The sequence below is a fragment of the Mesorhizobium silamurunense genome (assembly GCF_014843905.1).
Classification (GTDB): Bacteria; Pseudomonadota; Alphaproteobacteria; order Rhizobiales; family Rhizobiaceae; genus Mesorhizobium; species Mesorhizobium silamurunense.
This window is the reverse complement of the sequence record NZ_LPVS01000003.1, coordinates 1-12,311: the sequence shown is the minus strand read 5'-3', so window position 1 is coordinate 12,311 and position 12,311 is coordinate 1. Positions and strand designations below refer to the sequence as shown.

The following is a 12,311-nucleotide window of genomic DNA, read 5'->3' as shown; positions in this document are numbered from 1 at the left end:
GTCGCTCCGGTCGCACCGGTCGAGCCAGTCGCACCGGTCGAGCCGGTTGCTCCGGTCGAGCCAGTCGCACCTGTGGCACCTGTAGAGCCAGTCGCTCCGGTTGAGCCGGTGGCGCCGGTCGAGCCCGTTGCTCCGGTGGCACCCGTCGAGCCAGTTGCTCCGGTCGAGCCAGTCGCTCCAGTCGAGCCGGTCGCACCCGTAGCGCCTGTGGCACCCGTGGCGCCCGTCGCACCCGTCGAGCCGGTAGCTCCAGTCGCCCCGGTCGCACCAGTCGAGCCGGTCGCACCGGTTGCGCCGGTCGCACCGGTCGAGCCAGTCGCACCGGTCGCTCCGGTATCACCAGTCGCACCTGTGGCGCCGGTCGCACCTGTCGAGCCAGTCGCTCCGGTCGCTCCGGTCGAGCCAGTCGCACCGGTCGAGCCAGTTGCTCCGGTCGAGCCGGTTGCACCGGTCGAGCCAGTCGCACCGGTCGAGCCAGTTGCTCCAGTCGAGCCGGTTGCTCCGGTCGAGCCGGTCGCGCCAGTGGCGCCGGTCGCACCTGTGGCACCTGTAGAGCCAGTCGCTCCGGTTGAGCCGGTCGCTCCAGTCGTGCCGGTCGCACCTGTGGCACCTGTAGAGCCAGTCGCTCCGGTTGAGCCGGTCGCACCTGTGGCGCCGGTCGCACCTGTGGCACCTGTAGAGCCAGTCGCTCCAGTCGAGCCGGTGGCGCCGGTCGAGCCCGTTGCTCCGGTGGCACCCGTCGAGCCAGTTGCTCCGGTCGAGCCAGTCGCTCCAGTCGAGCCGGTCGCACCCGTAGCGCCTGTGGCACCCGTGGCGCCCGTCGCACCCGTCGAGCCGGTAGCTCCAGTCGCCCCGGTCGCACCAGTCGAGCCGGTCGCACCGGTTGCGCCGGTCGCACCGGTCGAGCCAGTCGCACCGGTCGCTCCGGTATCACCAGTCGCACCTGTGGCGCCGGTCGCACCTGTCGAGCCAGTCGCTCCGGTCGCTCCGGTCGAGCCAGTCGCACCGGTCGAGCCAGTTGCTCCGGTCGAGCCGGTTGCACCGGTCGAGCCAGTCGCACCGGTCGAGCCAGTTGCTCCAGTCGAGCCGGTTGCTCCGGTCGAGCCGGTCGCGCCAGTGGCGCCGGTCGCACCTGTGGCACCTGTAGAGCCAGTCGCTCCGGTTGAGCCGGTCGCTCCAGTCGTGCCGGTCGCACCTGTGGCACCTGTAGAGCCAGTCGCTCCGGTTGAGCCGGTCGCACCTGTGGCGCCGGTCGCACCTGTGGCACCTGTAGAGCCAGTCGCTCCAGTCGAGCCGGTGGCGCCGGTCGAGCCTGTCGCACCTGTGGCGCCGGTCGCACCTGTGGCACCTGTAGAGCCAGTCGCTCCAGTCGAGCCGGTGGCGCCGGTCGAGCCTGTCGCACCTGTGGCGCCGGTCGCACCTGTGGCACCTGTAGAGCCAGTCGCTCCAGTCGAGCCGGTGGCGCCGGTCGAGCCTGTCGCACCTGTGGCGCCGGTCGCACCTGTGGCACCTGTAGAGCCAGTCGCTCCAGTCGAGCCGGTGGCGCCGGTCGAGCCTGTTGCTCCGGTGGCACCCGTCGAGCCGGTTGCTCCGGTCGAGCCAGTCGCTCCAGTCGAGCCGGTCGCACCTGTAGAGCCAGTCGCTCCGGTTGAGCCGGTGGCGCCGGTCGAGCCCGTTGCTCCGGTGGCACCCGTCGAGCCGGTTGCACCGGTCGAGCCGGTCGCACCTGTGGCTCCCGTTGCTCCAGTCGCACCGGTATCGCCAGTCGCACCCGTAGCGCCGGTCGCGCCCGTTGCTCCAGTCGCACCCGTCGAGCCGGTAGCTCCCGTGGCACCCGTCGAGCCAGTTGCTCCAGTCGAGCCGGTCGCACCCGTAGCGCCTGTGGCACCCGTGGCGCCCGTCGCACCCGTAGCGCCGGTCGCACCGGTAGCTCCAGTCGCCCCGGTCGCACCAGTCGAGCCGGTCGCACCTGTGGCTCCCGTTGCTCCAGTCGCACCGGTATCGCCGGTCGCACCTGTGGCGCCGGTTGCTCCAGTGGAGCCGGTGGCACCGGTTGAGCCAGTCGCACCCGTCGAGCCGGTAGCTCCGGTCGCACCTGTCGCTCCAGTCGAGCCAGTCGCACCGGTGTCACCAGTCGCACCTGTGGCGCCGGTTGCCCCTGTTGCTCCAGTGGAGCCAGTGGCACCGGTTGAACCAGTCGCACCCGTCGAGCCGGTGGCTCCGGTCGCACCTGTCGCTCCAGTCGAGCCAGTAGCACCCGTTGCTCCAGTCGCTCCGGTAGCGCCAGTCGCTCCAGTGGAGCCGGTCGCACCCGTTGCTCCGGTTGCACCTGTAGCTCCGGTCGCACCGGTAGCTCCAGTCGCACCCGTCGAGCCGGTCGCACCCGTAGCGCCGGTGGCACCCGTAGCGCCGGTGGCACCCGTCGCGCCCGTTGCGCCAGTATCACCAGTTGCGCCTGTGGCTCCGGTCGATCCAGTCGCTCCGGTATCGCCGATGGCCCCTGTCGAACCCGTTGCACCGGTCGAACCGGTCGCACCCGTGGCGCCGGTCGGTCCAGTTGCGCCGGTCGCGCCTGTGTCACCAGTAGAGCCAGTCGCACCTGTCGCGCCGGTGGCACCAGTAGCACCGGTCGCACCTGTGGCTCCAGTTGCGCCAGTCGAGCCCGTGGCGCCGCTCGCTCCAGTTGAGCCGGTAGCTCCACTCGCACCAGTCGAGCCGGTTGCTCCGGTATCGCCGGTGGCACCTGTAGCTCCAGTAGCGCCGGTCGAACCCGTTGCACCCGTTGCGCCAGTCGCACCCGTGGCGCCGGTCGCTCCTGTGGCGCCGGTCGCGCCCGTGGGGCCGGCGGGGCCTGTTGGACCTTGGGCTCCGGTAGACGTAACCGCTATAGTGCCCCCAGTAAAATGATCGCCATCATTGCCCGAACCACCGATACTATTGATAGGCGTGGTCGTGAAGCTATAAGTCGTAGGACCACTAGGAGTGAGTGTGCCGTATAAGTGAAATCCGGCATCGTAAATGAGATAAGTATGAGTAGTATCAGGAACTGTTACAGTTATCGAAAATGTAGGCACCGCGCCGTTAGCAGCTGATGGAAGCTGAAAACTACCGACTACCGTGTCGTCATTTGTAGCCGCCGTGCCATTTGTATCGACAAGATAGTATGTATTAATGTTGTTACTTGAACCAGCATCTATGGTGCCAGTGAGTGTCAGATCACCTGAAGTCGCAAGGAGTCCCTCGTAACTTGCCACGCCATCCGAGGTGAGCGGCGGCAGGGGCATGGGGGCGCTCGTTCGCACGGAGAGTTGCCAGGCGCCGCCTAACGCCGACGCGCCAACCAGCGAGGTCGATGCGCTGACATCTGCGCCTGTAGCCTTGCGCAGTGCATCAACAAAGGCCTGACCCGCGTTTCCTAGCGCCGTCTTGCAGCTCCAGAGCCGCAGTTCGCCGTCCGCAGCTAGCGCCCTGCCGATTGCGGCGAATTCCTCAGCCGCCCCTTTGAACGTCCCGGCCGACCATTCTCCTGAAGTGAAGTTAACCCGACCCGGCGCTCCATGCGCGATGATGTGGACCGCGTCCAGCTCTTCGTGCCCTCTAAGCGCCGCGGCCATCTGCGCCGCCGCCGGTTGACGGCCATCGAGCACGATGGCCTGGACCCCCGGTCGCACGTTGCTCAGAACAGTCTCAAGGTCGGAGATCGAAGGATCCACAAAAAGAATTTCAGAGGCACGGGCCATGACTGGCTCCTGTTCGCTTCCAATTCAATTCAAGGAAAAACCGCCCACCGGCTTAGTCGGCGAGCGGTGCGCAAACGGCGTTTGGCCGCGGTCATCTTCCAGAAGGCCCGACGGCCCCGCTGGGGCGACCGACAGTGGGGGCCTCTACGCGTAGGAAGCCAGAAACCCGGAAATTGCCATCCTCAAAGGTCCCGATGGCAAGTGAGCCGGCGGTGCTTGGAACCTTGACGGTTATAGCGACAGCGTGGCTTCGCTTGACGGCGGCGGGAAGAATGACCTGGCCGACGATCGCGTTCTTGGCAGCGTCCAGAATGAAATAGGTTATATTTTCGGTCGCGTCGCCGATGGGCAAGACGCCCCTAACGGTGACATCCATTGCAGCAGACACAGTTGCGTAGCTCATCATGCACTCCCCGATTAGCGGCGGCTGTGCCGCGGCTTCTCCTGCCTGACACTTGATTTTCAATCACCACAGTGCGCCCCCGTCCCGACGAGCTTGGCCGCAACCTCTCACGAAGGCTCGCCCGCGAAGGCGTGATGCGCTGCAGCCTTTGCTCCAGACGGCTCCTGGGTCCGATCGGCGGGTAGGAAGACGCAGACGGCTCCCTTCGCCGGCGACACGCGGTTTGAATAAGCCCGCACGGATTTGGTTTGGACGCAGGACAAGGGAGCAGCCCGCCGCAGGTTGCAGCAACAAATTGCCCACCGGGGCATGTATCGGCACCGCCTGGGGCGCTCAGTTGCGGATACTTTTGAAGCTTGTCGAAGCGGCGGGCTTCAAACTCGCTGCGAAACGCACGTGATATCACTCGATACACGACTCACTCCCGTCACAGCTGACGCCGATGTCTCGGCGAAAACTCGCGAGAGAGCTCCGGAGTGGAAAAACCCGTCCGACTCGAACAAAAAAGACAAACGTCAACGCTGCCGTGCGCTCACTAAACGCACGTGCTTAGTCGTCCGCGACTTTGGCCTTGCTACTCCGGAACCCTCTGGCTCGACTCCCTACGACTTCCGCAGAATGCCAGCTACCCACGACCCGTGGGCCCCCAACAGCAGTACGTTAGCAAATTCGAAAATTAGCGGTTTGTAAACTATGAAGCGACGGAACTTACCTACCGCAAAAGTATTAGGTCGGCATTTATTACAGGACCAAAACTCAAGAAAATATTTTGGAAATCCGTAGCTTAACGCTCGCCCCTCAATTTTCGTCAATCTCAAAAACGTGATCGAGCTCAAGCGCCGCAATTCCTCGCGGCGTGGCGATCGGGTCGACGCGACAACCCCTTCGTCGATCTTGACGGCGCTTGGCAAATGGCGGTCAAGTGGGCGGGGATCGTCTGAGGATCTTAGCCGCTGCGGTGGCGGGCCAGACGATTGGACTGATTTGAACGCCAGTGAACAATGGAAGCTTTGGGACGGCCCCGCGAACTGATCCGCGGTACGAGAGAATGACATTCCTTGAACGTGGCGGACCGTCACAGCGAGAGATGGCAATTCACAGATGACTACGGGCAAGCGACTTTGCCTGAACATGATCGTCAAGAACGAGATGGCGAACCTGCAGCGCTGTCTAGGGGCGGTTGTCGACCACATCGACTGCTGGGTCATCGGCGACACCGGGTCGACCGATGGGACACAGGATTTCATCAGAGCATTCTTCGCCGCTCGCAACCTGCCCGGCGAGTTGCATGAGTTCCCCTTCGAAAATTTCGAACAGGCTCGCAACGCCGCGCTCGATCATGCCTATGCTTCGTCGCTCGCCTATGACTATCTGCTTTTTGACGACGCCGACATGGAGCTTGTCGTCGAGGACGCGGGCTTCCGAGCGCAGCTCGACGGTCCTGGCTATCGGCTGCTCCAGCGGTCCGGTTCCGACCTCGCCTATTGGAACACCCGTATTGTCAGGCGCGATGCCGGCGCGCGTTACCGTGGCGTGACGCATGAATATCTTGACGTTCCCGGCGACGTGAAGGAGCTGCGGAGTGTTTGGTACAAGGACCATGCCAGCGGATCGAACCGCGTCGACAAGTTCGAGCGCGACATCAAGCTTCTACTGGAAGCGCTGGAAAGGGATCCGGAGAACCACCGATACTGGTTTTATCTGGCGCAGTCCTACCGCGACGCCGGACGCACGGCCGAGGCGGCGGTAGCCTACGCCAAACGGGCAGCTATGGCCGGCTGGGACGAGGAAGCTTGGAACGCCCGCCTGCAGGAGGCGCGCTGCTTGAAAAAGCTCGGGGACGACGCAGGCTTCATTCGCCAGGCGCTTGCTGCCTTCAATCAACGCCCGCAACGCGCCGAGCCGCTCTACGACCTCGCGCGGTTCCATCGCGAGAAGGGGATGAACGAGGCCAGCGTGCTGTTTTCGGAAGCGGGGCTGGCGATCGGGAGACCAGAGCAGGACATCCTGTTTCTCGAGGATTTCATCTATACGACGGGCCTTCGCGAGGAATACGCGATCGCGGCAAACTACGCGCGGGATCCTCTACGGAAGGACCGCGGTTTCGCGGCGTGCAACTGGCTAGCGCTGAACCGGAGCATCGCGGATGGTCCCCGCGATCTGGCGCGGTCCAACCTGTTCTTCTACATTCAGTCCGCCAAGACGATGATGCCATCGTTCACCGCGCACCCGGTCGGGTTCACGCCCCCTGACGGCTACCGGCTCTCAAACCCGTCGGTGGCTCGGTGGGGCGACAAGATCGTGCTGTTGCAGGGGGCCGTCGGCTTGATGGGGGCCGAAGAGAATCTCCGGGCTCAAGTGCCGGATCGGGCGGCAGTCCACACACGCAATTTCTTGCTGCGCATCGACAATGAATTCGGCATCGCCTCGGCCGATGAGATTTCACAGCCGGCCGACTTGCCGCGACCTGCTTATGACCGGGCCTGCGGGCTTGAGGCCATGCGTCCGTTTGCCTGGGAGGGGCAATTGTGGAGCAGCGCATACCTGCGGGCGTCGGCTGGAGACGGCCGGTACGACCCAGTCATTGCGCGCATCGACGATCGCGGGCCTGCGCCATACCAGATGACTGACTGGCGTGTACTGCGCCCGATCGGTGCGAAGGTCAACCACAACAACTGGGCGCCCCTGGTCAAGCCGGCTGGCATCGACACCGACCGGGAGCGGCTGCAGTTCCTTTCTGTGGGTGATCCCATCCGCATCGTCGGCGATCAAGGGCAGACGATATCGGAAAAGCCGCCTTCCGTCGCTGCCGACCAGCTCAAGGGAGGCACGCAGGCGATTGCATTCGAAGGCGGATGGCTGGCACTCGTCCACGAGACGCGCACAAGGCCGGACGGGGCTCAGCGATACTGCCAGCACCGCTTCGTTTGGTTGGACGAAACAGGCTGCTTGGCAAAGATCAGCCGGCCGTTCTTCTTCAACGAGAAGGGGGTTGAGTTTGCCGCCGGCCTAGCCTGGCACCCAAAAGAGGAGCGCCTGCTGATTTCGTATGGCGTCGCCGAGAGCGAGGCATGGATCGCCGTCGTCGATGCGTCGGAGGTAAGCGCGCTGCTGGAGGCCACAGACAATTTGTCTACGAGCGAGGATTATTGGAGCTCACCGGCCATGAAGTCGCTGGATGGCGCGAACGTACAAATTGTGGAAGCTCAGCGGTACGCCCGGCCCGGACCCGGCGACCGCCGTCAGCAACACCGGCCTGGCGGCGGACTCTCGAAGGAGGCGAGCAGCGTTGTCCTCTCCAGCGATGCGAAAAGTACAGAGGAGGTCCTGCTCGAGCTGGCGCCATTCCTTCGTTTCGCGGATTCGCCGCATGAGCGTCGCGCTCAATCGCGAGCCTTCGATAGCCGGATCGCCCCCTTCCTGGGCGGGGGAGACGCCGCGCTGCCTCAAATCCACTGCTTCTACGAGGTGCTGTCCGACCATGCGAAGCATCTGACCTTGGTTGCCGCCACCACGTCGATGCGCGCGGCAGGCCATCCGGTGAGGGTCTGGAGCTACTCTCCGAACAAGCTTGAATTTCTTCAGCCGCTCGGCATCGAGGTACGCGCGGCGGATGACGTGATGCCGCGCAGCTTGTTCGAGCGAATGGTCGCCGGCTCCGAGATCCGGTATTTCAGCGACGCCTTTCGCTACGCCGTACTTTACGAACATGGCGGGTTGTGGATGGATTGCGACGTGGTCATGCTGCGACCATTCCCGTTCCGCGGCGATTACTTTTTCAATCTGCAATGGCGCGGCGGGCACCAAGGCCACTTCATCTGCGGCAACGTGATCTATGCCGAAGCCTTCAGCCACCATTTGAGAGCCCTCTACGAGATGTCCATCGAGCGGTTCTATGGTGAGAGCGGCAAGGGGTTCGGCGAGATTGGTCCGAAACTGCTCTCAGACTACATCGCTTCGGATACAGGCGCCGAGCTGCGCGAATGGGTATTCGGGCCGATGTTCTTCAACTCCATCGATTGGACCGAGATAAGCGAGTTCGAAAAGCCGCTGTCAGATTTGGCTGTCTACTTGAATGATGAGCGCGTCGTCGGAACACATCTGTGGACGGCACGAAACGAGGCTCGCTCGAACGGGGAAGGAGCGCCGCTGATCTCTTTGCTGATCGAGCCGCTGCAGAGCTTTCCTACGCTCATCAATCTTGCTGATCGCTTCAACACCGACAAGAACCGGCATACAGGCAACCGGCATGCTTACGCGCGCGTCTACGAGCGACTGCTGTCGAGCAGAAGGCTCTCCATGCGCGGGCTGATGGAGATCGGGCTCTGTCGCGTCGCAGCGGAAGGCAGCCAGTCCGAGACGCCCTCGGTCTCGCTCTGGCAGTCCTATTTTCCATACGCCCAGGTGATCGGTATCGACCTGACGGATTTTTCTCAACTGAACAATGAGCGATTCAAATCTTTCGTTTGTGACCAATCCAAGCTCGAGGATCTGCGCTCCGTCGCGGAAAAACTCGAGCCGGGTTCGCTTGACGTGATCATCGACGACGGCAGCCACGCCTCGTTTGACGAGCAGCTGACGCTGCGCGAATTCTTCCCACTGCTTGCAGAGGGTGGATGGTATTTCATCGAAGACCTCGACTGGCAGCCACCTGGCGAGGATGCCAGCAAAATCACGCTCACCAAGAATCTCTTGCGAGAAATCCAACAGTACGGCACGGCGCGATCACTTGACCCCATGGGTATCAGCGACCTCGCCGATCAGTTTGCCGAAATCCGGTTCTTCGACAGCCACTTCGAGCTTAGCCGGGCAAAACTGCTCGGCGGCCTGGTGGCGATCCGCAAGCGTGGGGGCGTCGGACTTGTTCGATGAGCGCAGCAGGCCATTGCGGACGGGTTCGGGCGAGTCCACCCGTATAGGCAGAGCGGCGGTCATGGTTGCGCCTAATCGCGGAGCCCCTCCTTGAAAGTCGCCGTCTATACCATCGCGTTGAACGAAGCCGCACACGTCGAGAGGTGGGCAAATTCGGCTGTCGATGCCGACTATCGGATAGTCGCCGACACCGGCAGTACCGACGAAACGGTAGCACGCTTGATCAATGCTGGCGTCACCGTGCACCGGATAGCCATCCGCCCATGGCGCTTCGACGACGCCCGGAATGCCGCCATGGCACTGATCCCCACCGACGTCAACGTATGCTGCACCATGGACATGGATCGGTTCCTCGAGCCCGGCTGGCGCCCCAAGCTGGAGGCGGCTTGGAAACCCGAAACGACAGCCCTCTATTGCCAGACGATCTACAGATCGAGGGTCGAAGACCCGACACCGTTGCGGCAATGGGCCACGAAGAATTTTCACCATCGCTGGGGGTATCGCTTCAAACGCCCCGTCCATGAGGCCCTCGTCTTCACCGGAGAAAGGGAGGTGGCCGCGACCAGCGATGACCTTGTCATGTTCGAGGTGCAGGACTTGGCCAAGCCAACAAGGAGCAGCTACCTGCCGCTGATGGAGGTCGCGTACAAGGAAGATCCCGACGACGCACAGATATGTTTCTGGCTCGGGCGGGACCTGATGTGGGCGAACCAGCAAGATCGGGCCGTCCAGTTGCTTGAGCACTACCTTGCCTTGCCGACAAGCACCTGGGGCGAAGAACGATCCGAAGCGATGCGTTACATCGCACGTATGCTGCCTGACCAGAGACTGGTTTGGTTGGACAAAGCACGAATGGAAGCGCCGCATCGCCGCGAGATCTGGGCCGACCTGGCAGAGGAGCTCCACGGCAGGGCCGACTGGTTGAATCTGTTCTGGGCTTGCACCAACGGAATCGAAAAGACCCACCGCACAGGCAGCTATCTCGACGACCAGAACTGCTGGGGTTTTCGGCTGTTTGATTTGGGTGCCATCGCCTCATGGCACCTGAATGCGATGGACCGTGCTGTGGAGTGGGGGGAAATGGCGCTCGAGCTTGATCCGGGCAATGAGCGTCTCAGGAACAACCTCGATTTCTTCATTCGGCGGCGGCAAGAGGATCGGGTAGCACCGCTTGGCGTGGAGGCTTCGCGCTGAGATTGCCTATTCTCGTAAGCTGGATCGGGAAGGACAATGCCGAGCCACCCTTATTCACGTGTTGATCCGCACCGATTCCTCTGGCCGTTCGTCACTAATAACAAGCGGCGGCAAGCACACGTAGGCTTTGAGCGACGGCATCACGCCGGCCATGATGCAATCAATTCCTGTATTGTTCAGCCTTAGTCCGAAGCCCGCAAAATCGACAATCATCGGCCGTATCGGAAGGCACCACTCCAACAGCGCTCGCGCGCCACGTGGCGAGACGGAATAACAAACTGTGCCGAGCAGATAGTGCGCTCGAAGCAGAGTAGGTTCGATTACCGCCTCCTGGAAGTCCGCAATATGCGTCATGACTTCACCCGGAAAGAACTCCAGCCTGGCACCGGTCCCGCCAGGAAGGGCGTTTAGCCAGGCATAGCATCGCAAGCTTGCACTCCACAGGATAAAGTCCCAGTCGCCTCGAATATTCGACAACAGCGAACTCGTATGCCGTTCGAACTCGCGAGAGAAGATCGCATCGTCTTCGGCAACAGTTATCACTTTGTGCCGTCCGACAGCCTCTCTCCAGAGTGTCACGTGCGAAATGGCGCAGCCCAAACTGCCAGCCGCGTAGTCTAAATTTGGGGCGATGATCTGATCGCTCATCAGCCGATCTCGATCAACTGACTTACCGTCCACCCCGGAGAACCTTCGAATATTTCGGACGTGCGGGTTTAACTTGCGAAAATTATCCAGACGCCCGACGCTTCGGTCGAGATTGATCACGAAAATTTCGTCTATCACGCCTTCAGACCTTCTTTGTGTCCCGGTCCGCGTGTTCTTCTTTGCATCGCGCGGGCCAGCTTGCGCCCAAGGCTCCACTTGAAAAATCCGAGTCTAGCTGGTTCGGTGATAGCTGGCGAGATGCCTCGGATGACATCATCGAAGATGATTTGCTTCCAGCAATTGGAGAGTTTATGACGCGGCGAGAGCTGGCGCTCGGCGCCATCGTTGCGGCAGGTTCGGCTACCGCAATAGCAAAGTTTTCGGCCAGCTTGGAACCGAACGACGCAGCGATGCCGCTATCCCCAACTGCTCCCTCCGCGACGCTCCTCTCCGCCCCCGTCGAGCTCGCGGGCAATTGGGGCCACATGCTTCCGCACGCGGCAGAACAGGTCATCGAACGCATGCGGCACGCCTGCCTGGACGGCATCCGACTCCTCTCTGATCGCCAGCCTATGCGGCTCCGGGTCGACGAGCACACCTCCGGCCAGCCGGCGATCTGGCTGCATCCGGACGGCAGCAGTTTGGCTTGGATCATTGTCGACATCGGCGAAAGGGACTGGTCGAAGCTTGCCTACCAGTTCGGGCACGAGCTTGGCCACGTACTCGCCAACAGTTGGCAGCCGGATGCCAAGCCGGCGCCGCCCTGCCAGTGGCTGGAAGAAGCGATGGTCGAAGCGTTCTCGCTGCGTGGCCTCAGGCGGTTGGCGAAAGGCTGGAAGGAGGACCCGCCCTTCGCCGGCGACAACGCTTTCGGTGATTCTATTGGAAACTATAGCGAGGATATGATCAGAGGCTATAGCGCGCTCGCCGACCAACAGGGGCTTACCAGCGACGCTGCGGCATGGTTCACCGATCACCGCAACGAGATCGAAATACCTGGCCTCAATCCATTCGCTCGGGCAATGTCCGTGATCCTGCTCGCCGAATACGACCGCACGCCCGAATGTATCGAGGCGCTGGGCGCGCTCAACCGCTGGCCTGGCCGCAGCGGGGTTCCGATCGCCGAATATCTCCGGCGATGGAAAAGGAGCTGTGCCGAATTGCATGCCTCGCCGCACCTGCCGGTCCGACTGCAGGAATTGCTGCATGCTTCCTAGCAGCGACGTTGATCAATGTGGGCAGTGTGCGGAAATTTTGTGAGCGCAAACCTGCCGGACGATCTGCGGTGACCGGCGAGCAGCGATTTGTATTATGGGCCGAAACCAGCTTGACAGCGGCTCTGACAAGCTGAGCCCAACTCTAGGGCTTGTTGCAGCTCAATCCGACGCATCCCTTTCCGCTGACTGACCTTGCCCCTTTGATCTAATCCGGTTTGAAGTTCGTTCTGGCCCATC

The 12,311-nt window shown here is 62.3% G+C and carries 6 protein-coding genes and 1 pseudogene; 4 read left to right on the top strand and 3 right to left on the bottom strand.

The genetic code is table 11. The annotated features are described in order from the left end of the window. The coding region (locus AU465_RS36070; protein ID WP_376774796.1) for a hypothetical protein at positions 1-2,907 on the top strand (2,907 nt) is incomplete at its 5' end. A 335-nt stretch (positions 2,908-3,242) separates the two neighbouring features. Here the strand turns inward: AU465_RS36070 and AU465_RS36065 are convergent. Together AU465_RS36065 and AU465_RS00075 are read right to left on the bottom strand one after the other, a co-directional pair. Continuing rightward, positions 3,243-3,740, bottom strand: a pseudogene (locus AU465_RS36065) (DUF4347 domain-containing protein); the annotation flags it as partial. A gap of 91 nt (positions 3,741-3,831) precedes the next feature. Then, positions 3,832-4,143 carry a hypothetical protein gene (locus AU465_RS00075; protein WP_192242641.1) on the bottom strand — a complete coding sequence of 104 codons (312 nt, stop codon included), beginning with the start codon at positions 4,141-4,143 and terminating at the stop codon, positions 3,832-3,834. A 1,101-nt stretch (positions 4,144-5,244) separates the two neighbouring features. Between AU465_RS00075 and AU465_RS00070 the strand changes: the two genes are divergently transcribed. Further along, entirely contained in the window at positions 5,245-9,015 is a 3,771-nt protein-coding gene (locus AU465_RS00070) for a glycosyltransferase (protein WP_192242638.1), read from the top strand. Between the two features lie 90 nt (positions 9,016-9,105). After that, positions 9,106-10,209, top strand: a complete 1,104-nt coding sequence (locus AU465_RS00065; protein ID WP_192242635.1) for a tetratricopeptide repeat-containing glycosyltransferase — start codon at positions 9,106-9,108, stop codon at positions 10,207-10,209. A gap of 54 nt (positions 10,210-10,263) precedes the next feature. On the opposite strand, the gene AU465_RS00060 is transcribed toward AU465_RS00065, so the two are convergent. Then, positions 10,264-10,977, bottom strand: a complete 714-nt coding sequence (locus AU465_RS00060) for a glycosyltransferase family 25 protein (protein ID WP_192242631.1) — start codon at positions 10,975-10,977, stop codon at positions 10,264-10,266. A 59-nt stretch (positions 10,978-11,036) separates the two neighbouring features. Here AU465_RS00060 and AU465_RS00055 point away from each other — a divergent pair, with 59 nt between their 5' ends. Beyond that, complete coding sequence (locus AU465_RS00055) at positions 11,037-12,074, top strand: hypothetical protein (protein WP_246505789.1); 1,038 nt, start codon at positions 11,037-11,039, stop codon at positions 12,072-12,074. Positions 12,075-12,311: the final 237 nt, after the last annotated feature.

Bases quoted from the DNA above. Each gene is read 5' to 3' on its own strand.
- AU465_RS00075 (WP_192242641.1), bottom strand. From the start codon at position 4,143: ATGAGCTACGCAACTGTGTCTGCTGCAATGGATGTCACCGTTAGGGGC.
- AU465_RS00070 (WP_192242638.1), top strand. From the start codon at position 5,245: ATGACTACGGGCAAGCGACTTTGCCTGAACATGATCGTCAAGAACGAG.